26 protein-coding genes are annotated in these 23,054 nt (G+C 72.9%); 14 read left to right on the top strand and 12 right to left on the bottom strand.

The window, feature by feature from the left end:
- The first annotated feature begins 6 nt into the window (after positions 1-6).
- Positions 7-1,521, top strand: coding sequence for a glycerol kinase GlpK (gene glpK, locus QQX09_RS07880; RefSeq protein WP_301133166.1), 1,515 nt, complete (start codon positions 7-9; stop codon positions 1,519-1,521).
- A gap of 54 nt (positions 1,522-1,575) precedes the next feature.
- Positions 1,576-2,106 (top strand): hypothetical protein, encoded by a 531-nt coding sequence (locus QQX09_RS07875; RefSeq protein WP_301133164.1) that lies wholly within the window; start codon positions 1,576-1,578, stop codon positions 2,104-2,106.
- A 33-nt stretch (positions 2,107-2,139) separates the two neighbouring features.
- Here the strand turns inward: QQX09_RS07875 and QQX09_RS07870 are convergent, their stop codons facing one another.
- Positions 2,140-2,724 (bottom strand): LbetaH domain-containing protein, encoded by a 585-nt coding sequence (locus QQX09_RS07870; protein ID WP_301133162.1) that lies wholly within the window; start codon positions 2,722-2,724, stop codon positions 2,140-2,142.
- A 349-nt stretch (positions 2,725-3,073) separates the two neighbouring features.
- Here QQX09_RS07870 and QQX09_RS07865 point away from each other — a divergent pair, with 349 nt between their 5' ends.
- From QQX09_RS07865 to QQX09_RS07850, 4 genes are all read left to right on the top strand, one after another.
- Positions 3,074-3,367: a hypothetical protein gene (locus QQX09_RS07865; protein WP_301133159.1), complete on the top strand. Its 294-nt coding sequence runs from the start codon at positions 3,074-3,076 to the stop codon at positions 3,365-3,367.
- An 86-nt stretch (positions 3,368-3,453) separates the two neighbouring features.
- Positions 3,454-3,915 (top strand): heme-degrading domain-containing protein, encoded by a 462-nt coding sequence (locus QQX09_RS07860; RefSeq protein ID WP_301133157.1) that lies wholly within the window; start codon positions 3,454-3,456, stop codon positions 3,913-3,915.
- A gap of 28 nt (positions 3,916-3,943) precedes the next feature.
- Positions 3,944-4,450 (top strand): aminoacyl-tRNA deacylase, encoded by a 507-nt coding sequence (locus tag QQX09_RS07855; RefSeq protein WP_301133156.1) that lies wholly within the window; start codon positions 3,944-3,946, stop codon positions 4,448-4,450.
- A gap of 22 nt (positions 4,451-4,472) precedes the next feature.
- Positions 4,473-5,246, top strand: a complete 774-nt coding sequence (locus QQX09_RS07850; protein WP_301133154.1) for a DUF6226 family protein — start codon at positions 4,473-4,475, stop codon at positions 5,244-5,246.
- Positions 5,247-5,271: 25 nt separating this feature from the next.
- Here QQX09_RS07850 and QQX09_RS07845 read toward each other — a convergent pair whose 3' ends face one another.
- On the bottom strand, positions 5,272-5,865 hold the full coding sequence (locus QQX09_RS07845; protein ID WP_301133152.1) for a dienelactone hydrolase family protein: 594 nt from the start codon (positions 5,863-5,865) through the stop codon (positions 5,272-5,274).
- A gap of 122 nt (positions 5,866-5,987) precedes the next feature.
- Between QQX09_RS07845 and QQX09_RS07840 the strand changes: the two genes are divergently transcribed.
- A complete protein-coding gene (locus QQX09_RS07840; protein WP_301133151.1) occupies positions 5,988-7,682 on the top strand; it encodes a cation:proton antiporter in 1,695 nt (564 codons plus the stop codon).
- A gap of 7 nt (positions 7,683-7,689) precedes the next feature.
- On the opposite strand, the gene QQX09_RS07835 is transcribed toward QQX09_RS07840, so the two are convergent.
- From QQX09_RS07835 to QQX09_RS07820, 4 genes are all read right to left on the bottom strand, one after another.
- Positions 7,690-8,466: an anti-sigma factor gene (locus QQX09_RS07835; RefSeq protein ID WP_301133149.1), complete on the bottom strand. Its 777-nt coding sequence runs from the start codon at positions 8,464-8,466 to the stop codon at positions 7,690-7,692.
- The gene (locus QQX09_RS07830; RefSeq protein WP_301133148.1) at positions 8,463-9,119 is read right to left on the bottom strand and encodes a sigma-70 family RNA polymerase sigma factor; all 657 of its coding nucleotides are present in this window, start codon (positions 9,117-9,119) and stop codon (positions 8,463-8,465) included. The genes QQX09_RS07835 and QQX09_RS07830 overlap by 4 nt, the downstream gene beginning before the upstream one ends.
- A 31-nt stretch (positions 9,120-9,150) precedes the next feature.
- Positions 9,151-9,426: a hypothetical protein gene (locus tag QQX09_RS07825; RefSeq protein WP_301133146.1), complete on the bottom strand. Its 276-nt coding sequence runs from the start codon at positions 9,424-9,426 to the stop codon at positions 9,151-9,153.
- 120 nt (positions 9,427-9,546) lie between these two features.
- Positions 9,547-11,241: a cytochrome c biogenesis protein DipZ gene (locus tag QQX09_RS07820; protein WP_301133144.1), complete on the bottom strand. Its 1,695-nt coding sequence runs from the start codon at positions 11,239-11,241 to the stop codon at positions 9,547-9,549.
- A gap of 81 nt (positions 11,242-11,322) precedes the next feature.
- Here QQX09_RS07820 and QQX09_RS07815 point away from each other — a divergent pair, with 81 nt between their 5' ends.
- The 6 genes from QQX09_RS07815 to QQX09_RS07790 all read left to right on the top strand — a co-directional run bounded on the left by QQX09_RS07815 (position 11,323) and on the right by QQX09_RS07790 (position 15,989).
- Positions 11,323-12,153 (top strand): patatin-like phospholipase family protein, encoded by an 831-nt coding sequence (locus tag QQX09_RS07815; RefSeq protein ID WP_301133141.1) that lies wholly within the window; start codon positions 11,323-11,325, stop codon positions 12,151-12,153.
- Positions 12,154-12,242: 89 nt separating this feature from the next.
- A complete protein-coding gene (locus tag QQX09_RS07810) occupies positions 12,243-13,286 on the top strand; it encodes a 1-acyl-sn-glycerol-3-phosphate acyltransferase (protein WP_301133139.1) in 1,044 nt (347 codons plus the stop codon).
- 9 nt (positions 13,287-13,295) lie between these two features.
- Positions 13,296-13,772 carry a methyltransferase family protein gene (locus QQX09_RS07805; protein ID WP_301133137.1) on the top strand — a complete coding sequence of 159 codons (477 nt, stop codon included), beginning with the start codon at positions 13,296-13,298 and terminating at the stop codon, positions 13,770-13,772.
- A gap of 200 nt (positions 13,773-13,972) precedes the next feature.
- Complete coding sequence (locus QQX09_RS07800) at positions 13,973-14,611, top strand: DUF6318 family protein (protein ID WP_301133135.1); 639 nt, start codon at positions 13,973-13,975, stop codon at positions 14,609-14,611.
- A gap of 236 nt (positions 14,612-14,847) precedes the next feature.
- Positions 14,848-15,462 carry a hypothetical protein gene (locus tag QQX09_RS07795; protein WP_301133134.1) on the top strand — a complete coding sequence of 205 codons (615 nt, stop codon included), beginning with the start codon at positions 14,848-14,850 and terminating at the stop codon, positions 15,460-15,462.
- A 158-nt stretch (positions 15,463-15,620) separates the two neighbouring features.
- On the top strand, positions 15,621-15,989 hold the full coding sequence (locus QQX09_RS07790) for a DUF952 domain-containing protein (protein ID WP_301133131.1): 369 nt from the start codon (positions 15,621-15,623) through the stop codon (positions 15,987-15,989).
- 67 nt (positions 15,990-16,056) lie between these two features.
- Here the strand turns inward: QQX09_RS07790 and QQX09_RS07785 are convergent, their stop codons facing one another.
- The 6 genes from QQX09_RS07785 to QQX09_RS07760 form a co-directional block, all read right to left on the bottom strand.
- Positions 16,057-17,226: a PQQ-dependent sugar dehydrogenase gene (locus QQX09_RS07785; protein ID WP_301133128.1), complete on the bottom strand. Its 1,170-nt coding sequence runs from the start codon at positions 17,224-17,226 to the stop codon at positions 16,057-16,059.
- Positions 17,227-17,365: 139 nt separating this feature from the next.
- A complete protein-coding gene (locus tag QQX09_RS07780; protein ID WP_301133126.1) occupies positions 17,366-19,003 on the bottom strand; it encodes a DUF885 domain-containing protein in 1,638 nt (545 codons plus the stop codon).
- Positions 19,004-19,040: 37 nt separating this feature from the next.
- The gene (locus tag QQX09_RS07775; RefSeq protein ID WP_301133123.1) at positions 19,041-19,442 is read right to left on the bottom strand and encodes a VOC family protein; all 402 of its coding nucleotides are present in this window, start codon (positions 19,440-19,442) and stop codon (positions 19,041-19,043) included.
- 22 nt (positions 19,443-19,464) lie between these two features.
- Positions 19,465-19,839, bottom strand: a complete 375-nt coding sequence (locus QQX09_RS07770) for a VOC family protein (protein ID WP_301133121.1) — start codon at positions 19,837-19,839, stop codon at positions 19,465-19,467.
- Between the two features lie 104 nt (positions 19,840-19,943).
- On the bottom strand, positions 19,944-21,527 hold the full coding sequence (locus QQX09_RS07765; protein ID WP_301133119.1) for an MFS transporter: 1,584 nt from the start codon (positions 21,525-21,527) through the stop codon (positions 19,944-19,946).
- Positions 21,528-21,743: 216 nt separating this feature from the next.
- Complete coding sequence (locus tag QQX09_RS07760) at positions 21,744-22,079, bottom strand: YciI family protein (RefSeq protein ID WP_301133117.1); 336 nt, start codon at positions 22,077-22,079, stop codon at positions 21,744-21,746.
- Positions 22,080-22,256: 177 nt separating this feature from the next.
- Here QQX09_RS07760 and QQX09_RS07755 point away from each other — a divergent pair, with 177 nt between their 5' ends.
- Complete coding sequence (locus QQX09_RS07755) at positions 22,257-23,045, top strand: hypothetical protein (protein WP_301133116.1); 789 nt, start codon at positions 22,257-22,259, stop codon at positions 23,043-23,045.
- Positions 23,046-23,054: the final 9 nt, after the last annotated feature.

The following is a 23,054-nucleotide window of genomic DNA, read 5'->3' as shown; positions in this document are numbered from 1 at the left end:
AGGCGCATGTCCTTTGTGATGGCGATCGACCAGGGCACCACCTCGACGCGCGCGATCGTGTTCGACCACGGCGGCCGGATCGTGTCCCAGGCCCAGCTCGAGCACCGCCAGCACCTGCCGCGCGCCGGCTGGGTCGAGCACGACCCGCACGAGATCTGGGACAACACCCGGCTCGTGATCGGTCAGGCGCTCGCGAAGGCCGACATCACGCGCCTCGAGATCGAGGCGCTGGGCATCACCAACCAGCGCGAGACCGTGATGATCTGGGACCGCGCGACCGGCGAGCCCGTCTACCCGGCCATCGTGTGGCAGGACACCCGCACCCAGCCCATGGTCGACGCGCTCGCGGACGAGGGCGGCGTCGACCGCTTCCGCGAGGCCACCGGGCTGCCGCTCGCGACGTACTTCAGCGCCACCAAGATCGCGTGGATCCTCGACCACGTGCCCGGCGCGCGCGACGCGGCCGAGTCGGGCGAGCTCGCCTTCGGAACGCCGGACACGTGGCTCGTGTGGAACCTCACCGGGGGCGTCGACGGCGGCATCCACGTCACCGACGTCACCAACGCCTCCCGCACGCTGCTCATGGACCTCCGCACGCTCGACTGGTCCGACGACCTCCTCGCCGCCTTCGGCATCCCGCGCGCGCTCCTGCCGGAGATCCGCAGTTCCTCCGAGGTCTACGGGCACGTGGGCGGCCGCTCGCTGCTGCGCGAGGTGCCGATCGCGGGCATCCTCGGCGACCAGCAGGCCGCCACCTTCGGCCAGGCCGCCTTCCACGAGGGCGAGACCAAGGGCACCTACGGCACCGGCACGTTCCTCCTGGTCAACACCGGTCTCGAGGCGATCATGAGCGAGCACGGGCTCATCACCACGGTCGCCTACCGGCTCGGCGACGCGCCTCCGCACTACGCGCTCGAGGGGTCGATCGCGATCACGGGCGCGCTCGTCCAGTGGCTGCGCGACAACTTCGGCACCATCCGTGACGCGAGCGAGATCGAGCCGCTCGCGGCGAGCGTGCCCGACAACGGCGGCGCGTACTTCGTGCCCGCGTTCTCGGGCCTGTTCGCGCCGTACTGGCGGCCCGACGCGCGCGGCGCCGTCCTGGGCCTCACGCAGTACGTCACCAAGGCGCACCTCGCGCGGGCCGTGCTCGAGGCCACGGCGTACCAGACCCGCGACGTGGTCAAGGCGGGGGAGGCCGACGCCGGCGTCCCGCTGCACACCCTCAACGTCGACGGCGGCATGACCTCCAACGAGCTGCTCATGCAGTTCCTCGCGGACATCCTGGGTGCGGACGTCATCCGGCCCGAGGTGGTGGAGACCACCGCGCTGGGCGCGGCGTACGCCGCGGGGCTCGCGGTCGGGTTCTGGGGCGACCTCGACGAGCTGCGCGACAACTGGCGGGAGGACCGCCGCTGGCACCCGACCATGCCGCGCGCCGAGGCCGACCGGCTCTACCGCAACTGGCAGAAGGCGGTCGCACGCTCGCTCGACTGGGTCGACGAGGACGTCGACGGCTGACTGTCGGACCCCCTCCATAGCGTGGTACCCACACCGATCCGCTGGGGGGACACCATGAAGGGAACGCACCGTGACGCGGGCCGCAGGCTCGTCGTCGTCGATCTCGAGAACCTGCTGGGCTGCGCGCCGGAGCTCGCCTCCGACGCCTGCTGGGCGCTCGCGCTCACGCGCACGCTGGAGGCCGTCGACTTCCGGGCCGGCCGCGACCAGCTCGTCATCGGCGTCGGCCCGGACTGGGTCTTCACCGCGGCGGACCTCGCGCCCGGCGCCCGCGTGGTGACGCGGCCGGGGGAGTCCGGCGCGGACCTCGCGCTGTGCGCGTGCCTCGAGGACGTGGACCTCGTCGCGGCACGGTACGGCTCCGTCGTGATCGCCTCGGGCGACCACGAGTTCGTGCGGCCGATGCTGCGCCTCCTGGGCGCGGGCGTCCCCGCCGTGGTCGCGGCGCTGCCGCTGTCCGCGTCGACCGAGCTGACGTACTACGCCTCGGACACCGTGTGGCTGGAGCGACCGGCCCGCACGCTGGGCGAGGCCGCGCGCATCGGCACCGCCGCGGGCATGGGAACGGTCGCGCTCGCGGCCTGAGAAGGGCGGCGCGATGCCGCCGGGAGGGAGGGGTCAGCCGCGCTTGGGCTGCGGCTGGAAGCGCGCCCCGGCGTCCTGGCCCGGGTTGCCGGCGACGATGCGTCCCGCGGGGACGTCCTTCATCACGACGGCGCCGGGGGAGACCAGGCACGAGCGGCCGAGCGTCACGCCGCCGGTGACGATGCACCGCGAGGTCACCCACGCGCCCGGCTCGATCACGACCGGACGGGTGATGAGCGCCATGTTGCGCCGGTGCGCGTGGCTGCCCGTGGTGATGAAGGTCTCCTGGGAGATCACGACATCGTGACCTACGACGACGCGGTCCTGGTTGTGGAACCACACGCCCTCGCCGATCCAGCAGTCGTCGCCCACCTCGAGGTTCCAGGGGAACTTCACTCGGGTGCGCTGACGGAAGATCACGCCGTCGCCGATGGTCGCGCCGAACGCGCGCAGCGCCGCGATCCGGATCCGCGACGACGGCTGGACCGCGTTCGTGACCAGCAGCCACTCGACGAGCATCCATGCGGCGATCACCAGGGGTGATCGTCCCCACGCGGCCCGTTCGCCGGGTGCCTCGCGCAGCGGGATGACCGGCGTCTCGTCGTCCTTGTCGCTCACGTGCGGCCCCCTCCGCTCGGTGTGCGCCCCGCCGGCGCATCGTCCTCCCCGCATCATGCCGTGACCCGCGCCCGTCGCGAAACCGGGGCCGGCACGAGAGTTCACACGACGTTAACCGTTCTTGGCACAACGCTTGGGCCGTTGAGGACGTCTTTACCGCAGATTGGAATATTCGTAACCGCGTTCCGGTTGCGCGAAGTGACCATCCGCGGTGCTATGGATTCGGGGGTAAACCATGACAGTTCCACACATTTCGGTCGGATCGTGGGGTCCGCGTCGGAGCAGGGACTTCCGGGTCCACTGGCCGGCTCGCGGCACGCGATCGCAGTCCGTCGCCGCGCCTCGCGCGGTGGGGTCGACCGGCATCGCGTGGATCGACGTGGTCATCCAGCTGCTGCTCGGCGCGGCGCTCGTCTACGGCATCTACTGGGTCGTGACGTTCGGCGTCTTCCACAAGGGCATCGACGTCTTCACCGACTGGTACGTGGGCGACATCGTCCCTGCGTTCTCGGTGGGCACGGGCCCCGTCATGGGCGGCACGGAGTTCCGCGACGGCTTCTTCACGCCGCACCCCGAGGTGCCGTCCGGCCTCCAGTGGAACGCCCCGTCGCTGCTGTCCTACGAGCAGCGCTTCGCCCGCTGAGCCGCTCTCGCCGAGCCTCGCGCGCTGAGCCTCGCACGCCGCGCCCGCCGCGGCGCTAGCGTGGAGCCACGCGAGGAAGGACACGGATGTTCACCGGACTGACCCCCGAGCTCTGCGCCGAGGCGTGGGAGCTCGTCATCCCCGCCATCGAGAGGGCGGCCGCGAACGGCGTCATCCGCGGCGCGGTCGGCGACCTCGTCGTCATGGACCCGGCCCGTCCCGGCACCCTCCTGTGGGCCGGCAGCATCGGCGACACCGAGGCCAAGACCTACGGCTACGCGGTCGCCAAGGCGAAGGTCGCGGAGCGCACCGGGATGGACACCTCGCGGGTGCGCATGGACCAGCCTCACCTCTACGCCGCGGGCGACATCGTCTACCCGGGAGGGGTGGTGCGCCACGGCGTGGTCGCCGCGTTCTCGGGCGTCGAGGGCGAGGCCGACGAGATGATTGCCGAGTGGTTCATCGCCGCCGTGCGTGGCATCGCGCGCCTCGCGTTCGTGTCGGCCCAGGGGCCCGACGCGACCGGCACGCGGTACCTCGGGGAGTAGACGGCGCCCGCGCCGCGTTCACCACGCCATGAGCACCCCCGACACCCCCGCGACCCGCGCGCTCGCGGACACCGGCATCGAGCACGAGATCACCGTCCACGGACCCGTGCGCTCCCTCGAGGAGGCGGCCGAGGCGCGCGGCCTCGAGCCGCGCCAGATCCTCAAGACCCTCGTGGTGCGCCGCGCCGAGGGCGAGTACCTGATGGTCCTCGTGCCGGGCGACCGCGAGATCAGCTGGCCCAAGCTGCGCGCGCTCCTCGGCGTGAGCCGCCTGTCGATGCCGGACAAGGACGTCGCGCGCGACGTCACCGGCTACGAGCGCGGCACCATCACCCCGTTCGGCGCGGCCCCGGACCCGGCGACCGGCCGGCCCTGGCCCGTCATCGCCGACGCGCTCATCGTCTCGCGCGAGGGGCCCGTGTCGATCGGCGGCGGAGCCCCCGGCGTCGCCGCGACGGTCGACACCCAGCAGCTCGTCGAGGTGCTCGACGCGCGGATCGCCGACGTCACGGAGGTGCTCGCACCCCGAGGTTGACCGGACCGGTACTCTGGCGCACGTGTACGAGAGGCCCGAGCTGCCGGAGCTGGTCTTCACCGACCCCGACGGCAACGCGATCCCGTACGGCCACCGCTGGGGAGCCGACGGGCCGCCCAAGCGCACCTACTCGCTGACGCGCCACCCCGAGCGGTTCGCGCCGCTCGCGGACGTCGCCAACGCCCTCATCGAGCACCTCGAGCGCACCTACGACGTCGACGTGCGCTACACGGACGGCATGCCCGAGGACGCCCCGGACACGGTCCGCAGCGCCGAGCAGGGCCAGGTCCGCATCGCCCGCGCCGCGACCCTGCTGCCGCGCCACGACGGCTGCGCGCCGCTCGTCATCGCGGAGACCACCTTCCCGTCGATCGTGGTCGCCATGGGCGCCGCCGGCGAGGCCCGCGCCCCCGCGTGCGGCTGCGACGCGTGCGACGAGTCCCTCGAGGAGAGCGCCGAACTGCTCGAGCGCCTCGTCTTCTCCGTGGTCGAGGGACGCTTCCAGGAGCGCTACTCGTGGACCGACGGCATCGAGATCACCCTCGGCGACCTCGGCGGCGCGAGCTACAGCCGCGAGCCGCGCCACGTCGCCGACAAGGAGCGCGTCGACGCCCTCAAGCAGAGCCAGCGCGAGCGTCACGGCCGCCGCTGGATGCCGTGGCCGCCGCGCCGGGACGATGAGGACGGCACCTGGGTGCCCGACCCCGAGCCGCTGCGCCTGTGGACCCGCGAGGAGCGCGAGGCCGCCATCGAGGCCGCGCTCGACCGCATCCGCCGCCGCCTGCGCAGCGCCTGACGCGAGGCGGCCCGGCGGGTCGCCGCTACGCCGGCTGGCGGGAGCGCTGGTGCTCGTCGAGCTCCGCGAGCCACGCGCTCGCGCGCTCCTCGAAGCGGTCCGCGGCGTCCGCGTCGTACTCGAGCGTCGAGTGGTCCATGAACAGGTGCCCCTTGCCCGAGTAGCGGAAGATGCGCGCGTGGGGCGCGTGGTAGAGCAGCGCGTCGATCTCCTCGGGCACCACCCACTCGTCCGGCTCGGCCACGTGGATCTGCAGCGCCACCTCGTGACGCCACACCCCGCCGAGCGCGGCCGGAGGCAGCGCCCCCGCGACCAGCAGGCACGCGCGGAACCGGCGCCGGTCCTGCGCGAGCAGCTGCGCCTGCATGGCTCCCAGCGAGTAGCCGATCACCACGTCCGCCCCGCGGTGACGGCGGGCCGCGCTGTGCGCGGCCTCCTGCAGCGCATCGTGCCCGATGCCCTGCGCGAACGCGACGCCCTCGTCGGTGTCGGTGAAGGTGCGTCCCGCGTAGCAGTCGGGGCAGTGGACCGTGTGGCCGTCCGCGCGCAGGCGCTCGGCGAAGGCCAGGAGCCCTTCGGTGAGCCCCAGTGCGTGGTGGAAGAGGAGGATCTCGGCCATGCCTCAGTCTCTCGCCACGCGCCCTCGCGCGCGACCCGAGCCGGTCGCGCCGCTCGCATCCGGCGCGGCTGAGGTGGTTGGCTGGGGGCACGGGACTCGGCCCGGAGCCAGGGAGGTCGTGCGTGGACGAGGTGCTTCTCATCGGGGTGGTGGCGGTCATCGCGATCGTCGGCGTGCACTCCATCGCACCGCGGGTCGGGGTCGCGGCTCCGCTGCTGCTCGTGCTGCTCGGCGTGGGGGTGAGCTTCGTCCCGGGCATGCCCGAGATCGAGGTCGAGTCCGAGTTCATCCTGCTCGGCATCATCCCGCCGCTGCTGTACTCCGCCGCCGTCGCGCTGCCCGCGACCGAGTTCCGGCGCGACTTCCGCGCGATCTCGAGCCTGTCGATCGTGCTCGTGCTCGTGAGCGCGGGCCTCATGGGCCTGTTCTTCATGCAGGTGATCCCGGGGATCGGCTTCGCGCTGGGCGCGGCGCTGGGCGCGGTGGTGAGCCCCACGGATGCGGTCGCGGTCCAGATCATCCGCAAGATGGGGGTGAGCCCACGCATCGTCACGGTGCTCGAGGCCGAGTCGATGTTCAACGACGCCACCGCCCTCGTGACGCTGCGCACCGCCGTCGCGGCGGCGGGCGCCAGCATGACGTTCGGCGAGGCGACCTGGGACTTCGCCTCCGCCGTGGTGATCGCCGTCATCGTCGGGCTGGTGACGGGCGAGCTGAGCGTGCGGCTGCGGCGCCTCGTGCCGGGCGCGGCCAACAGCACCGCCATCTCCTTCGTGGCGCCGTTCGCCGCCGCCGTCCCGGCGGAGCTGCTGGGCGCCTCGGGCCTGGTCGCCGCGGTGGTGGCGGGCCTGGTCGCGGGGTATCGCGCGCCCAAGTACCTGCGCCCCGCGGACCGCATCTCCGAACGCACCAACTGGCGCACCGCCGAGCTGCTGCTCGAGGGCGTGGTGTTCCTGCTGCTCGGCCTCGAGCTCACCACGCTCGTCGCCGACGTCGAGGAGACCCACGGCTCGGTGTGGGGCGCGGTGGGCATCGGCGCCGCGGCGCTGGGCCTCGTGCTGCTCATCCGCATCGCCTACATCGCGCCCGTGGTGATGGCGGCCGCGCGGCGCGCGCGCCGGGTGAGGGCGAGGCACGAGCGCGTCGAGGGCCTCGGCCAGCGGGCCGAGTCGCATCCCGACCCCGCGCATCGGGAGGCAGCGGCGCGCCGCGTCGAGCAGCACTCGGCGTACGCCGACTACCTCGAGAACCGCCCGCTGGGGTGGCGCGAGGGAGGCGTGCTCGTGTGGGCCGGCATGCGCGGCGCGATCACCGTCGCGGCGGCCCAGTCGCTGCCCGCGGACACGCCGCTGCGGTCCACGCTGGTGCTCATCGCCTTCGTGGTGGCGGTCGGCTCGCTCATGATGCAGGGGTCGACTCTGCCGTGGATCACCCAGCGCCTCGGGATCGCGGGGGAGTCCGTGCACGACGAGCGCGAGCGCGAGGAACTGCGCGACCTCCTGTCCGGCGTCGCCGACACGGTCCTCGCGGACGATGCGCTGCGCGCCCGGGACGGCGGCGCGTTCGCGCCGGGGGTGGTCGAGGCGGTGCGTCGCGCGCTGAGCCATGCGCAGGCCGAGGACGAGGAGACGGTCGGCCACGGCGCGCAGTTCCTCGAGCTGCGGCTCGCGATCATCGAGGCGCAGCGCGAGCGCATCCTCGAGGTGCGCGGGCTCGGCACGTACGGCTCCGAGACCCTGGGCGACGCCATGCGGATCCTGGACGCGGAGCAGATCTCGCTGCAGCTGCGCGCCGAGCACCCCGACGGCGACGACTGAGCGGCCGCTACAGCTCGACGACGGCGACCTCGGTGGAGGTCGGCTCGGTCGAGCCGCCCATGGGCTCCTCGGTCACCGCGACCGCCGCGACGCCCTCCATGTCCATGTGCACCATCGTCATGAAGGTGCCGTCGGCATCGGGCATGAAGGTGGGACCGGCCTCCTTGGAGCCGTCGTCCATCACCAGCCAAAGCTGGTAGGCCATGCCGTCCTTGGGGTGCGGGCAGTCGTCGCCCATCGCCACCACGGTCGACATCCTCTCGCTGACGACGAGGTGCGCGGTACCGAGCCCGAGGTCCATCGACTTCGCATCCGGCGCGCTCGTCACCATCATGACGTCCTTCTCGAGCGCGAGCTGGTCGTCCCGGTCGGCCATGAGGGTCGAGCCCACGAGCCCGCCGACCGCCAGCACCGAGGCCACCGCCGCCGCGACCGCGAGCCGCGGCCATCCGCGACGCGTCCGGGCATGGCGGTCCTGGCGGGCCTCGCGGGCCGCCTCGAGCGGCACGGGACCCTCAGCGTCCCGCGCGACCGCCGCATCGTCCTCCGTCAGGGGCGGCAGCTGCGCCGTGCGGCCGATCTCCTCGAGCACGCTCGCGCGCAGGCCCGCCGGGGCGGCGGCGACGTCCGCCTCGCCCAGCATCGCCGCGGTCTCGCGCAGGCCCGCGAGCTCCGCGGTGCAGTCCTCGCACGCGGACAGGTGCGCCTCGAAGTCGGCGCGCTCGTCGGGCGTGACCGCGTCGACGGCGTACGCGCCGATGAGGGAGTGCACGTTCTCGTTCATCGCGCCACCTCCCAGTGGTCGCGCAGCCGGATCATCGCGTCACGGATGCGGGCCTTCGCGGTGCCCAGCGGGATCCCGAGCGACTCGGCCAGCTGCCGGTTCGTGTAGCCCTTGTAGTACGTGAGCTCGAGCGCCTCGCGCTGGAGCGGGGTGAGCGCCTCGAGGCCCTTGCGGACGCGTGCCGCGCGCCACTGCGCGTCCATCGCGTCGACCACGTCGTCGGGCCGGTCGAGCTGCTCGGCGGCCGCGACCGCATGGCGCGGGCCGTGGTTCATGAGGCGGTCGGCGTGGGCCTGCTCGGAGCGGACCCGGTCGACCGCGCGGCGGTGGGTGATGGTGAGCACCCACGCGCGCGCCGACCCGTGCTCGGGCCGGTAGCGGGCCGCCGCGCGCCACACCTCGACGAGCGCCTCCTGGGCGACGTCCTCGGCGAGCTGCGGATCCCGGACGATGCGGAGGGCCAGGCCGTGCACCGTGCCGGCCAGGGCGTCGTAGACCCGCTCGAACGCGGCCTGGTCGCCCCGGCCGGTACGCACGAGCAGGTCGGCCAGCGCATCGGCATCCGTGCGGGCGCCCGGGTGCGCGTCGGGGGTCGCGTCGGCGCGGTCCGCGGGCACCGCCCGCAGCCGCCGCTCGCTCCCGTTCGCGCTCAACTCGCCCTCCGCATCGTCCGGTCCGAAGGCGTCAGCCCTCGTCCTCCATCATCTCGTCGCTGTCCATGGTGGAGTCGTCGTGCGACTCGTCCATCATCTCGTCGTCGGACTCCATGGTGGAGTCGTCCTCCATCATCTCGTCGTCGGACATCATCGACTCGGATTCCATGGGGGTGGACTCCATGGTCTCCTCCATCATCGAGTCGTCCGAGCTCGTCGAGGCGGGCTCCGTGTCGCCGCAGGCGGCGAGCGTGGTGCCGGCCAGCAGGATGAGACCCGGAACGGCGAGCGTGCGCATTCGGTACATGATTCCTCCCTGTGCCGGGCTTCTCGGGGATGTCGTGCCCGACGGTCGTAGTTCGTGGCGGCCGATGCGGTGGATGGGTGCGGGCTCCTCGGCCGCCTCGGCCTCGGGCGCAACCCCGGCTCACCCGAAGGTGAACGCGTACGCCTCGACGCCGTCGCTGAAGTCGAGGTGGATGGTGTCCGTGGTGGGGTCGCCGGTGTAGAGGTCGTACAGGTCCGGCGTGCCGCTCACCTCCACCACCTCGCGGTAGGACGGATCGCCCTCGAGGCTCACGGTGACGGTGCCCTCGCCCGCGAGCACGAGGTGCACGTCGGCGGCGTAGAAGCGCATCGCGAGCGACGCCTCGGCGCCCGCGGTGATGTTCTCCTCGCCCACGGTCCACGTGCCCGACAGCGACACCTCGTCGGTGCCCGGTACCGGACCCGTGCCGAAGTCGTGCGCCTCGTCGCGCGGGTAGTCGCCGTTCGCCTTCGCGTACCCGCGCCCGTAGCCCAGGTACGTCTCGTGGCTGCGGCCCACCGTGTGGTTGCCCGGATCCGCCACGACCGTGTCCTGCGGGGGAGTGTCGAGGAGCTGCTGGATGAGCATCTCGGTCTCCTCGTACGCGCCCTCGCCGTAGTGGACCTGGCGGACCATGCCGTTCTGATCGATGAGGTAGTGCGCGGGCCAGAAGCGCTGGTCCCACTCGCGCCACGTCTCGAAGTCGTTGTCGATCGCGATCGGGTAGTGGATCCCGTACCGGTCCGCGGCGTCCGAGACGTTGTCGATCACCTTCTCGAAGGCGAACTCGGGGGAGTGCACGCCGATGATGGTGAGGCCGTCGTCGCGGTAGCGGTCGTCCCACGCGGTCAGGTACGGGAACGTGCGCTGGCAGTTGATGCACGAGTACGTCCAGAAGTCGATGAGCACCACCTGACCCTGGAGCTCGTCGAGGTCGAGCGCCTCGCCGCCGTCGGTGTTGAGCCACGCCTCGATGCCGGGCAGGTCGCGCGCCGGTCCGCAGTTGTGGAGCGTGCCGCCGTCGTCGGCGCACTGGTCGAAGGTCAGCTGGTCGCCGCTGAGCGAGGTGTCGACGTCCTCGCGGCCGGCGAGGGTGTCGAGCTCGTCGCGCACGGAGTCGTTGTCCTCGATCGAGTTCTGCACGCTCGCGAGCCAGCCGGGCACCGCGCGCTGGAGCGGTTCGGCCACGTTGGTCGCGATGACGAGCGCGGTCGCGAGCAGCACCGCGCCCGAGATCGAGCGGATGAGCTGGAGGCGCTCGCGGACCGCCTTGATGCGGCCGAAGATCGCCTGCCCCGCGAAGCCGAACACCAGCAGCGGGATCGCGATGCCCGCGCTGAAGGCGAGCGTCAGCGCGACGAGCCCCCAGCTCACGCCGTTGGTGGCGGCGAGCACGGTGATCGACGCGAGGATCGGCCCGGCGCACGGCACGAAGACCAGGCCCAGCGCGAGGCCCATGACGAAGCCGTTGCCGTTGCGGTCCATCTGGATGGGGCGGATGCGCTCGAACGGCCGCTGCAGCAGCTCGCCCACCTGGGGGATCATCAGTCCGATACCGACGATCGCCAGCACGATGATCCCGATCCACCGCAGCAGGTCGTCGGGCAGGCCCAGGCTCGCCAGCAGGATGCCGCCGATGAGGGTGAACACCGCGAAGCTCGTCACGAGGCCCGCGACCACGACGAGCGGGCGGCGCCGGCTGCTCGCCCCGTCCTGGATCGCGCTGGTGAGGATCGCGGGAAGCACGGGCAGGACGCAGGGGCTGATCGCGGTGATGATTCCGGAGACCAGTCCGACGATGATGAGCGTGATCATGACCCGGGTTCGGAGCGACGATGCGGCGGGATGGGGCGCGCTGCCACCGCACCGACGCTAGCAGCCGCCTACCCTGGCCACATGACCGTCGCATTCGTCCTGGGAGGCGGCGGCGTCCGTGGCGCCACCGAGGTCGGGATGCTGCGCGCGCTGCTCGAGGCGGACATCGTCCCGCAGCTCGTCGTGGGCACGTCGATCGGCGCGATCAACGGCGCGGCCGTCGCGCAGGACCCCCACCTCGACGTGGTGGAGAGGCTCGAGCACACGTGGGCGTCGTCGACCGCGGGGGACATCTACGGCGAGTCCTGGTACCGCCAGGCGCGCAGGCTCGCGAAGCACCGCACGCACCTCAACGACCCGGACGCGCTGCGCGGGCTCATCGAGGACGTCATCGGCCACGACACGCGCTTCGAGGATCTCGCGGTGCCGCTCGCGGTATGCGCCGCGTCGATCGAGCGGGCGTCGGAGCACTGGTTCGACTCGGGTCCGGTGGTCGACGCGGTCATGGCCTCGGCGTCCGTGCCGGCGGCGCTGCCGCCCACGCAGATCGACGGCGAGCACTTCGTCGACGGCGGCATCGTCAACTCCATCCCGGTGGGGGAGGCGGTCGCGCGGGGCGCCACCACGGTCTACGTGCTCCAGGTGGGCCGCATCGAGGAGCCGCTCCACCCGCCGCGCACGCCGTCCGACGTCGCACGCATCGCGTTCGAGATCTCCCGCCGTCACCGCTTCCAGCGGGAGCGCGCCTTGGTGCCCGAGCACGTCGAGCTCCACGTGCTGCCGTACGGCGGGCGGCAGCCGGGCGACGAGCGGCTCGGCGCGTACCGCCGGCTCGACCGGACCCACGCACGCATCGAGGCGGCGCGTGCCGCCTCGGCCGCGTACCTCGCCGGCGTGAGGGCGGGCGCGTGACCGCCGCATCGTCCCCTCCCACCGGCGGACCCCGGACCCCGCGACGAACGCGCTGGTGGCGCCTGCCGCCGCGCTGGGTCCGCCGTGCGGTGCTCGCACCGCTGATCGTCGCGGTCGCGTTCGTGTGGCTGCCGCTCGCGGCCTGGCTGCTCGTCGCGGTCGCCGCGGCGGTGAGCTTCGCCCTGCCCGGGCGGCTGCGGCTCACGCGCATCGTGTGGCTGGCGGGCTTCTACCTGCTGTGGGACGCGGCGTGCGTGGTCGCGCTCACCGGGCTGTGGGTGTGGCACGGCTTCGGCACGCAGATCCACTCGGAGGCGTCGCAAAGGAACCACCTGGCGCTCGCCAGGACGATGCTCAAGGTCCTGTTCGCGCAGGGACGGTGGACGCTGCGCCTCGAGATCGACCTCGAGGATGCGAACCTCGACGAGATCGCCCCGGGGAGCCCGCTCATCGTCGTGTGCCGCCATGCCGGCCCCGGCGACTCGTTCATCCTGGTGGACGCGCTGCTCAACCGGTTCGGCCGGGCGCCCGCGATCGTGCTCAAGGACACGCTCCAGTGGGATCCCGCGATCGACATCCTGCTGCACCGGATCCCATCGCGGTTCCTCACCCCGCGCCGGCATCGGGCGCTGGGTGCACCGGGCGGGACCGAGGCGATCGCCGCGCTCGCGCGCGAGCTGGGCGACGAGGGCGCGCTGCTGATCTTCCCCGAGGGGGCCAACGCGACGCCCAAGCGGCGCGAGCGGCGGATCGCGGCGCTGCGGGAGCAGGGGCACGACGGGCTCGCCGACCGTGCCGAGGGCATGCCGCACGTGATGCCGCCGCACCCGGGAGGTGTGCTCGCGGCGATGGAGGCACGGCCGGACGCGCGCGTGGTGGTGGTCGGGCACACGGGCCTCGAGCGGCTGTCGACCGTCGCGGACGTGTGGCGCGAGCTCCCGGTCGACAAGCGCATCGTCATCAAGGGCTGGACCGCGGACCCGGAGTCCGTACCCGACGGTCGCGAGGCGCGCGAGACGTGGCTGTACGAGTGGTGGGAGACGGTCGACCGGTGGATCGACGCCCACCAGCCGGGCACCTCCGGCGCGGCCGAGGCACGCGAGCCTCACATCGCGCGCAAGCAGGGCGGGTAGCCTGGCCCGATGTCGTCACCTGCGCGCACCCGTCTGCTCGGGCTCCTGCTCGTCGGGCTGCAGGGGGTGATCTTCCTGGCAGTCGGCGTGACAGCGCTGCTGGACGGGCCGGGAGTCGAGGGCTCGCTGTGGCTCGGGAGCACGCTCGTGCTGCTGGGGCTGCTGGGCATGTTCTGGTCGGGCAAGGACCTGGGCCGTGCGCTCACCCCCATGCCCACGCCCAACGGCGCGGGGCTCGCCGCCGGCGGGATCTATGGTTTCGTGCGGCACCCGATGTACGCGGCGATCATCGTCGTCGCGTTCGGGATGGCGGTCGGGTCGGGGAAGCTGTGGACGCTGGTGTCCGCGGTGGTGCTGCTCGTGTTCTTCGATATCAAGACGCGGGTCGAGGAGGGCTTCCTGGTGCGCGCGTACCCCGGGTACGAGGACTACGCGGCGCGCACGGGCAAGTTCCTGCCCGGCGTGGGGAAGCGGCGCGCGCGGTAGCTGCGTGGTCGGGCTTCTTGGCCGCGTTGGGGACGATGCGGGCGGTGCGGCCGTCGGGCGCGCGGGGCTTCTCCGGCGTGTCAGCGCGGGGCGACGTGCTCTGTTCGCACTGTTCAAGGGATTCCTGAAATAGCCCGCCTCCATCCCCAAGTCTCGACCGAGGCCTTCTGCCAGGGGGTTTCGTCCGTTACCTTCGTTTCATGCGGTTCATCCCAGGGGGGCGGGTGGCGCGCCGCGCGGCCGCGGCGACGATGCTCGCGGGCGTGTGCGTCGCTCTTGCGGCATGCACAGGGGAGACCGAGCCGATCGTCACGGTATCGCCGACCTCCGTCGCCGCGGTGACGCCCACGCAGACGCCGTCGAGCACGCCGAGCCCGTCCTCCACCGCGCTGAGCGACGACGAGCTGCTGTCGATGATGCCCGAGGGTGCGGAACGCTCCGACGTCTACGGGGCGATGATGACGGCGACGTTCTATGCGGGGCTTGCTGGCTCGATCTTCGCGACCACAGACACGGCGGCTTGGGTCGGCCTCGCCGCCCCAGAATGCGACTACTGCTCAAGTCAAGCCGCCAACGTAGATGCGCTGGTAGCGAGTGGTGATACCGCCGAGGGAGGTGAGATCACAATCGATCAATCGTCGATCCGGGCTGCACTGGAGGACGACGGGATTGCGTTCGTCAAGCTCACAGGGCACGTTGATCCGCTCGATCGGATTTCCTCGAGCGGCCAGCGCACCGAGGCACAATCTGCGCTTGAGACCACCTTCACCATGAAGCTCGTGTTCATTGACTCGCTCTGGCGGGTGAGTGGCGTCGTCACAGAGTCGGCACCTGCATGAAGTGGGGCGTCGTCGTCGGTGTAGTGCTCGTGTTCGTGCTCGTCACTGTGGTCGGACCCGCCGCGCGTGCGGAGGAGGGCCCGGAGGAAATCGGTGTCGAAGCGGGAGTCGACGATGACGACTTCGATGTTGAGGCGAAGCGGGATTGGCTCGATGAGGGAGGTGGAGGAGCCACCCAGGTCTCCTCGACGCCGCGGGAGTACCTGCGCTCGCCCGCGTGCGCGGGCGGCACCCCCATGACCGCCGAGACCGAGACCTGCTCGCCCCTCGCCGCCGGCATGATCCCCGACTGCCCGGGCGGCATGGCGCCCATCGCGCCGCTGTGGATGCGCGAGCAGCTCGTCGACGGCACCTGGAGCGCATGGTCGGTCGCCGCCTGGTACTCGTGCCCCTCGGAAGCCGACCTCTTCGCCCTCATCGAGCGCGAGTGGACCGAGCTGCGCCCCGACCCCTCCGAGGCCTCGCTCCAGCCCGCGACCGGGGTCGTCTACGCGACCGTCCCCACCATCGCCATCGCCGAGGACGGCCTCCGCCACCACTCGGCGGTGCTGCTCGGCGCCGACGTCGACATCCGCGCCACCCCCGCCACCTTCACGTGGTCCTGGGGCGACGGCGACGAGACCACCACCTCCGACCCCGGCGCGCCCTACCCGGACGCCACCGTCACGCACGCCTACGGCCGTGCGCTCGACTCGGCGACGGTCACGCTCACCACCACATGGTCGGGGGAGTACCGGGTCGCCGACGGCACGTGGGCCCCGTTCGACACCACCATCGCGACGACGTCGCCCGGCATCACGCTCGCGGTGCTCCACCCGCGGGCCGTGCTCGTCGACGGCCCGCTCAGCTGACGCCCGCGAGGCTGTTCAAGGGATTCCTGAAACAGCGGGAAGGGAACAGGCCGACCCCGCCGACACGCCCGAGCGCACGGACAGCCCCGACACGCGGGAACGTCACCGGCCCGACGCTCCACACGGCGCCGGAGCCCCGCCCGTGCCACGCTGGGACCATGCTCGAGATCCCGCACCTCTACCACCTCGCCACCGCCGCGGAGTGGGATCCGGCCGCGACGGAGCCGTACACGGTCTCGACGCTCGGCCGCAGCCTCGAGGACGAGGGCTTCATCCACCTCAGCCTCGCGCGCCAGGTCGCCGGGGTGGGCGCGGCCTTCTACGGCGGCCAGGACGTGGTGCTGCTGCGGGTCGACCCCGCGAAGGTGCGCTCGCGCGTCGAGTTCGAGGCGGTGCTGGGCTCCGACGACAAGTACCCGCACCTGTACGGGCCGATCCCGCGCGAGGCGATCGTCTCCGCGACGCCCGTGCCGCGCGGCGAGGACGGTGTGCTCGACTTCACGGGGCTGCTGCCGGAACCGATCTAGGCGGCCGCCGCACGGGGTCGCGCGGAGCCGGGTAGGCCCGGGGTGGGGCCGGAGGGGTTCGGGAGGCTCAGCCGACGGTGAGGTGGACGATGCGGTCGTCGCCCTTGCGGGCGGTGCCGCGACCGTCGGTGTTGGTGGTGGCGACGTAGAGGCTGCCGTCGGCGCCGACCGCGACGTCGCGGATGCGGCCGATGCCGTCGAGGATCACCTCGGGCTCGCCCGTGCCGTCCGCCGTGAGGGGGATGCGCCACAGGCGCTCGCCCTTGAGCGAGGCGACGTAGAGCGCCTCGTGCGTGGCCGCGAGGCCCGACGGCGACGCATCGTCCGGCGTCCAGGTCTCGACCGGCGCGGTGATGCCGTCGGCCGGCAGGCCGTCCGTGCCCTCCGTCGACGGCCAGCCGTAGTCGCTGCCGGCGGTGATGAGGTTGAGCTCGTCCCACGCGTCCTGGCCGAGCTCGGTCGCGTAGAGGCGGCCGTCGGCGACGAAGGCCAGGCCCTCGACGTTGCGGTGTCCCATCGACCACACGCGGTTGCCCCACGGGTTGCCGGGCGCGGCCCTGCCGTCCTTGGCGCCGCCCTTGGCGACCACGCGGAGGATCTTGCCCGCCATCGAGCCGGGGTCGGCCGCCTTCGCGCCCTGGCCGGCGTCGCCGGTCGCGATGTACAGGAAGCCGTCGGGGCCGAACGCCATGCGGCCGCCGTCGTGGTTCTTCGCCGCCGGGATGCCCTCGACGATCGCCGTGGGCTGGCTCAGCAGGTCGCCGTTGAGCTCCATGCGCAGCACCGCGTTGTCGTCGGCGCGCGTGATGTAGGCGTACAGGTAGGTGGTGTCGCCCGGGAGGACCGCGATGCCGAGCAGCCCGCCCTCGCCCGCGTTGTTCACCACGCGGCGGAGCGTGTCGGCGCCCGGGCCGTTGAGGCTCGTCGCGATGCCGGCGCGGACGCGCTTGATGAGGGCCGTGTCGCGCTCCGACACGAGCAGCGAGCCGTCGGCCATCGTCGCGATCGACCACGGCGCGTCGAGCCCGGTCGCGACGACCTCCTGCGAGGTCACCGACGCGTGCGCGTCCCCGCCGATCTCGGCCGGCGTCGTCGGGGAGACCTCGGTGGTCGGGGTGGTGCCGGAGACGATGCGCTCGGCGCTCGCGGTGGGCGCGCTGTCCGACGACGACGAGCACGCGGCGAGCGTCAGCGGAAGCGCGCAGGCGAGCGCGATGATGCGGGGGTGGAGCGACATGACCGCTCCAGGTTAGGCATGCCTCGTAACGTTGTAAAAGTTGACATGTTGCGAAGCATGTGCCTACCCCGGGGGGTAGTGGCGACGACGCGAACGGTCGTCCTGGGAGCGCGCACGGCGGCGGGCGGCGCGCCCTCCATCATCCCAGGACGATGCGGCGCAGCGTGGTGAGCGGGACGGCGCCGTAGCCGAGCACGTCCGCGTGGAAGTCGCGGATGTCGAAGCCGGGTCGCCGCTGCGCCTCGTCGCGGATCGCGAGGATCTCGAGCCGGCCCACCATGTAGGCGAGGGCCTGGCCCGGCAGCCCGATGTAGCGGTCGACCTCCTGCTCGATGTGGTGGCGGTCGAGGGGGGAGTGGGCGAGGCAGTACTCGATCGCCTGCTCGCGGCTCCAGCCGAGCGCGTGGATGCCGGTGTCGACCACGAGGCGGCACGCGCGCAGCGAGTCGGCGCTCAGCATGCCCACGCGCGACAGCTCCGACGAGTACAGGCCCATCTCGTCGGCGAGCCGCTCGGTGTAGAGGCCCCAGCCCTCGGCGTACGCGGTGCTGAAGAGCTCGCGCTGGACGATGTGGAGGTCCTCGTTCTCGGCGTGCAGCGCGAACTGGAGGTGGTGGCCGGGGATGGCCTCGTGGAACGCGATCGCCTCGAGCTCGTAGGTGGCCCACGCGTGCGGGTCGGAGGTCTTGAAGTAGAAGTCGCCCTCCTTGCCCGTCGACGGCACGGGCGCGGAGTAGTAGGCCATCGCGCCGAAGTCGGTCGCGTGCCCGAGGCAGCGTGCGCGGGGCATGACGGAGAACCACGCGGGCGAGGCCTCCTCGGCGCGCGCGAGGGCGGCCTCGGCGTCCCGCACGATCGCGTCGGCGGACGTGTAGCGCAGCGCCTCGTCGTCGCGCAGCCGGGCGTAGATCTCGGCGATGTCGTCGGTGCCGAGCAGGGGGCCGGCCATCTCGCGGTACTCGTCCTCGAGGCGCGCGACCTGCGCGACGCCCAGCGCGTGGACCTCCTCCGGGGTGAGGTCCAGCTGGAGGTGCGACCACATCCGGTCGCGGTACACCGCGGCGCCGCCGGGCAGGTGGACCAGGCCGGGACGGTCGTCGGGCGTGCCGCGGTCGGCGAGGCGGCGCAGGCGGTCGGCGAAGCGGGCCACGCCCTCGTGCACCGCGGACGCGACCACGCGGTCGCGGTCGCGGACCCACTCGGCCCGCGCCGCATCGTCCACCTCGGTGGGGGCGGCCTGGGCGAGCATGCGGTCGTCGCCGGCGTGCGCGGCGCGAAGGTAGGACTCGGCGGAGCGTGCCGTGTCGAGCAGGTGACGTTCGAGGGCGACCCGGCCCGCGTCCGCGGCGTCCTCGGCCACGTCGAGCAGGTCGTCGAGGAACCGCGGCAGGCGCCGGAGCTTCGTGAGGTAGGCCTCGCCGTGCGCGGCCGTGCGCAGCGGGAAGGCGTCGATGAACGACAGGATGTTCTCCCACGCGCCCATCGTCGGGTTGAGGTGGAGCAGCTCGGGCTCCCACGCGAGGTGCAGCGCGGCCGAGCGCGCGTGCGAGCTGATGGTGTCCCGCAGCGCGCGTGCCTGGAGGTCGTCGCCGGGGTCGATCGCCTCGGCGGCGCGCGCGTAGCCCATGAGCCGCTCGTGCGCGGCGGCGCGCCCCTCCACGGACACGTCGTTCCACTCCGCGAGGTGCTCGAGCCGCCCGTCCCACATGAGGTCGAGCGGGCTGAGCCCGAGCGCGTAGGCGTAGTAGTCGTCGGCGAGCGCGGTCAGGTCGGTCATGGCTCGACCGTACCGGCGCCGCGGTCCCGCCGAGTGCTCAGGCCTCCTCCGTCATCGTCTCGCCGATGAGGATCCAGTTGCCGGCCGGGTCCTTGAACCACGCGGTCGCGGGCATGCGGCCCTCGATGTCGCGGGCGATGCCGGTCTCGTCGGTCCACTCCAGGACCTCGAACGTCACACCCTTGCCGCGGAGCGCGGCCACCTCGCCGTCGAAGTCGTCGACCTCGAAGTTGAGCACCGTGTGCGTCGCGGGCTGGTGGTCCTCCTTGTGATAGATGAAGAGCCGGCCGCCGCCGGGCAGCGGGATCCAGAGCATCTCGCCCATGCCCTCGTCGCCCCAGCGCTTGACGTCGAGCCCCAGGGTGTCGCCATAGAACTCCTGCGCCTTGTCGATGTCGTTCGTCGAGAAGCTCGCGAACGCCTTGCTATCGCTCAACATGTCGATGCCCGTCCGCGGCCGCTCAGGCGAAGTTCTCGCCGACGGCGACCCAGTTGCCGGCAGGGTCCTGGAACCACGCGGTCTTGGGCATGTTGTCCTCGCGCGCGATGCCGTCGTCGTCCGTGTACGGCAGGTCCGCGAACACCACGCCGCGGCTCTTGAGGTCGGCCACCTCGGCCTCCACGTCGGCGCCCGTGAGGATGAGGACGGTGTGGGCCGCGGGGACGTGGTCCTCCTTGAGGTAGATGAAGGCGGTGGTGCCGTTCGCGAACTGCAACGCGAGCGCACCTTCCTGCTCCATCAGGATCGGGACCCCGAGGGTCCCGGCGTAGAACTCCTTGGCCTTGGCCACGTCGTCGGTCGAGAAGCACGCCGTGGCGGTGCTGTCCTTGAGCATGATCCACTCCTGCGCGCCTTCCGGGGACGCGCGGCGTCGGGCGCGCGGAGCGGCGCCGCTCGCCTCCAGTGTGCGCCCGATGGGCGCGCGCCGCAGGCCGGGCGTCAGCTTAGCTCGGCCCAGTCGCGCACGTGCGACCTGAGGGCCGAGCCTGCGCGTCGCGCGCCGCGGTCGGCGGCCCGGGCGGCACCCTGTCCGGCGGTGCCGATCGCCTCTCCGACGGCGGCCCCGGTGCGGCGCTGCCACTCCTGGCGGCGCGCCCGCATCGCGTCGCGCGCCTCCAGCGCGAGGCGCACGTGACGGGGCACGCGCAGCCGCCGCAGCATCGTCCGGTCGACGCCGGCGGTCACGCCCGCGGCCAGCAGCGTCAGGGCGAGCGACACCACGGGCAGGTCGCGGAGCCCGTGCTGCTCGACCAGGAGGCCGCCCACGAGCGGACCCACGGCGGCGCCCGAGTTCATCGCGACCGTGTAGGTCGACGCGCCCACCTCGGAGCGCCACGGGCTGTGACGCATCGCCCAGTTGAGCAGCGCGGCGAGCAGCACCGCCCAGCCGGCGGCCTGAGCCACCTGGCCCGCGACCGCCGCCCAGCCGAGGCCGGTGGCGAGAAGCGTCCACGCGACGGACAGGACCACGAGCCCGAAGGCGACCGTGGGGACGGCGTGCGTCGCGAGGTACGGGGTGACAGCGAGCGTGGTGCCGACGGCCACCGTGCCGCCGAGCGCGAACAGGATGGGGACGGTCCTCGTGCCCACCTCGGCGACGTCCGTGTAGAACGGCACGATGTAGGTCCAGGTGGTCGTCATCGCGACGCTCGCCGCGAAGGTCACGACGAGGACCCGGACGAAGGCCCTCATGGACGGCAGGTCACCGGTCGCGTGGTGCTCGACGGGGGAGTCGGTGGGGTCCGAGGCGCCCCGACGCGCGGGCGCGGACCCGGGCAGCAGCAGCGCGAGGGCGACGGCGAGGAGCACGCCGAGCGCGGCGAAGGCCCAGTAGGGGGCCTGCCAGCCGAGCGAGCCTCCCGCGACCGTGATGAGCGGCGTGCCGACGACACCCGCGGCGGCCGCGCCCACCATGATCCGGGTGACGGAGCGGGCTCTCAGGTGCGGTGCGAAGAGGCTCGCCGCGGTGGGGGCGACGATCGCCCAGAACAGCGCGTGCGCGGCCGCGGACACGATGCGCCCCGCGGCCAGCTGCGGCAGGGCTGCGGCGCTCGCGGCGAGGACCAGGCCGACCGTCCACACGCCGAACGTGGCGGACAGCGCGACGCGCTTGCTGAGGCGTCGGGTCACCACGGTCAGCGGGATCGCGGCGAGCACCACGGTGAGGGCGAACGCGGTGGCGAGCAGCCCGACCTGGGACACCGGCGCGCCCAGGCCGCGCGCGATGTTCGCGCTGAGCGCGACGATCGACGCCTCGTTGGCGCCGGTCGCGAACGCCCCGAGCGCCAGCGCGGACAGGGCGAGGCCCGCGCGCCGGGGCGAGAGGGTGAGCGCGGCGGTGCTGCGGTAGCCCGCCTCGGGCTCGTCGACCACGATGGCCTCGCCGCCGCCCACCACGGGGATGGTGAGGGTGGTCGGCTCGGCCTCGAGGTGGAGGTCGTGGGTGGTCGTGGCCGGCTCCTCGCGGTCGAGGAGCGGACCCAGGGGGTCGAGTTCGAGGGTGCGGGTGAGGGGGTCGTTCACGGCGGGGCTCCCGTGTCGGTCGCGTGCAGGGTCAGACGCCGCGTCCGAGGGGAGGGGCGGCGTGCGAGGGCGACGCCGCCCGGCGGGATCCGCGTCCCGCCGCATCGTTCAACCGCGGGGGAGGCCGAATCCTTCCTGTGCCATGACAGCACGAAGGCGGGCCGGGTGGACGCACCCTGGCCCGCCTGTGCGGAAGCTGTGCGGGTCCTCCCAGGCTCAGGCGCCGGGGAGCGGCTCCGCCTCGTGCACCTCGATCGAGCATCCACCAGGCATGTTGAGGTGCGGATGCGACTGCGCGAGCTCGACCGCGGCCTCCATGCTGTCGGCCATGAGGATCGAGTAGCCCGCGACCTCCTTGGTCGATCCGGTCAGGCCGTCGGGCTCGACGTGGACGCCTCCCGAGAGCGGCGTGCCGAGGTCGATGAGGTTCTCGCCGACGCTGTTCGCCCACCCGTACCAGGCGTCCATCATCTCCTGGACCTGCTCGGGCTCGGGCGGCGCCGCATCGGCCGGCATCGGCGGCGCGTGGTAGATGAAGACGTACTTGGGCATGTCCCCTCCCTATGCCGGCCGCGTCGCCGGCTGTCCCACCAGTCTGCGCCGGGACGATGCGCGGCGCGCGGTGAGCGGCGAACCGCCCGCCGCCGTCGCACCCAACCGCGTGCGCGGCCCCGCTGTTCTGGGTTCGGGAGCGCGCGCCGCACCGGTGGCGTCGCGGAGGGGAGAGCCATGACCGAGGAGCTCGGGGACGTGCTCGATGAGGTCGCGGGGGACGAGGAGCGCGCGTTCGCCGCCGCGCACCGCGGCGACGAGACGGGCCTGTACGTCCGCGCGATCGTGCCTCGCCGCCGGGCGCGCTGGACCGTGCCGGCGCTCGCGGGCGTCGCCGCGGTCGGTGCGCTCGGCCTCGCGTTCGCGCTCGGGCCCGCGCGCGACGAGGCCGCGCCCGTCGGTGCCTCGGCCGAAGCGGCGGCCACGGTGGCGGCTGATCCCGACGCGGTGCCCGGCGAGGCCGGCTGGAGCGTCGGGGGGCTCGTCGTCGATCCCACGGCGAGCGCGGGTTCGCTGGCGGCGGCCGTCGGCGACGTGAGCGGCACGTCCAGCGCCTGCCCGGCCCTCGAGACCTTCGGAAGCCTCGAGGGCGGCTCGGACTGGTCGACCGGGGTGCACGTCGGCGCGTTCGTGCAGGACGACGGCGCCGCCAACGACCTGCACGTGCGCAGGTTCGAGAACGTCGAGGTCGCCTCGCGGTACCTCGGCGAGCTCAAGCGCATCGCCGACACCTGCGCGGCCGCCGTCGCGGAGTGGGGGACCACGGCCACCGTCCTGCGCCACCTGATCGAGGGCCTCGACGGCGAGGCGGTGGCCGTCGCCATGCAGGTGCGCGGCACGCGCGACGCGTGGCGCCTGTGGGTGCACGTCGACGGCACCGAGGCCGTCGCCGTGGTCGCGGACCCGGGAGCCCCCGACCTCGGCGCCGCGATCATCCGCGCCTGGATCCACGGGGCGCGCCGGTAGCGCCGTCGC

Source organism: Demequina litoralis, from assembly GCF_030418455.1.
Classification (GTDB): Bacteria; Actinomycetota; Actinomycetes; order Actinomycetales; family Demequinaceae; genus Demequina; species Demequina litoralis.
The sequence above is the reverse complement of the archived record's forward strand: the minus strand, read 5'-3'. Positions and strand labels throughout refer to the sequence as shown.

What these genes read in the sequence shown, in the direction of transcription:
- QQX09_RS07795 (WP_301133134.1), top strand. Translation starts at nt 14,848, where the DNA reads ATGACCGCCGAGACCGAGACCTGCTCGCCCCTCGCCGCCGGCATGATC.
- QQX09_RS07770 (WP_301133121.1), bottom strand. Translation starts at nt 19,839, where the DNA reads ATGCTCAAGGACAGCACCGCCACGGCGTGCTTCTCGACCGACGACGTG.
- QQX09_RS07820 (WP_301133144.1), bottom strand. Translation starts at nt 11,241, where the DNA reads ATGATCACGCTCATCATCGTCGGACTGGTCTCCGGAATCATCACCGCG.
- QQX09_RS07755 (WP_301133116.1), top strand. Translation starts at nt 22,257, where the DNA reads ATGACCGAGGAGCTCGGGGACGTGCTCGATGAGGTCGCGGGGGACGAG.
- QQX09_RS07845 (WP_301133152.1), bottom strand. Translation starts at nt 5,865, where the DNA reads ATGGCCGAGATCCTCCTCTTCCACCACGCACTGGGGCTCACCGAAGGG.
- QQX09_RS07780 (WP_301133126.1), bottom strand. Translation starts at nt 19,003, where the DNA reads ATGACCGACCTGACCGCGCTCGCCGACGACTACTACGCCTACGCGCTC.
- QQX09_RS07855 (WP_301133156.1), top strand. Translation starts at nt 3,944, where the DNA reads ATGAGCACCCCCGACACCCCCGCGACCCGCGCGCTCGCGGACACCGGC.
- QQX09_RS07835 (WP_301133149.1), bottom strand. Translation starts at nt 8,466, where the DNA reads ATGAACGAGAACGTGCACTCCCTCATCGGCGCGTACGCCGTCGACGCG.
- QQX09_RS07825 (WP_301133146.1), bottom strand. Translation starts at nt 9,426, where the DNA reads ATGTACCGAATGCGCACGCTCGCCGTTCCGGGTCTCATCCTGCTGGCC.
- QQX09_RS07875 (WP_301133164.1), top strand. Translation starts at nt 1,576, where the DNA reads ATGAAGGGAACGCACCGTGACGCGGGCCGCAGGCTCGTCGTCGTCGAT.
- QQX09_RS07800 (WP_301133135.1), top strand. Translation starts at nt 13,973, where the DNA reads ATGCGGTTCATCCCAGGGGGGCGGGTGGCGCGCCGCGCGGCCGCGGCG.
- QQX09_RS07805 (WP_301133137.1), top strand. Translation starts at nt 13,296, where the DNA reads ATGTCGTCACCTGCGCGCACCCGTCTGCTCGGGCTCCTGCTCGTCGGG.
- QQX09_RS07760 (WP_301133117.1), bottom strand. Translation starts at nt 22,079, where the DNA reads ATGCCCAAGTACGTCTTCATCTACCACGCGCCGCCGATGCCGGCCGAT.
- QQX09_RS07775 (WP_301133123.1), bottom strand. Translation starts at nt 19,442, where the DNA reads ATGTTGAGCGATAGCAAGGCGTTCGCGAGCTTCTCGACGAACGACATC.
- QQX09_RS07790 (WP_301133131.1), top strand. Translation starts at nt 15,621, where the DNA reads ATGCTCGAGATCCCGCACCTCTACCACCTCGCCACCGCCGCGGAGTGG.
- QQX09_RS07785 (WP_301133128.1), bottom strand. Translation starts at nt 17,226, where the DNA reads ATGTCGCTCCACCCCCGCATCATCGCGCTCGCCTGCGCGCTTCCGCTG.
- QQX09_RS07815 (WP_301133141.1), top strand. Translation starts at nt 11,323, where the DNA reads ATGACCGTCGCATTCGTCCTGGGAGGCGGCGGCGTCCGTGGCGCCACC.
- glpK (WP_301133166.1), top strand. Translation starts at nt 7, where the DNA reads ATGTCCTTTGTGATGGCGATCGACCAGGGCACCACCTCGACGCGCGCG.
- QQX09_RS07860 (WP_301133157.1), top strand. Translation starts at nt 3,454, where the DNA reads ATGTTCACCGGACTGACCCCCGAGCTCTGCGCCGAGGCGTGGGAGCTC.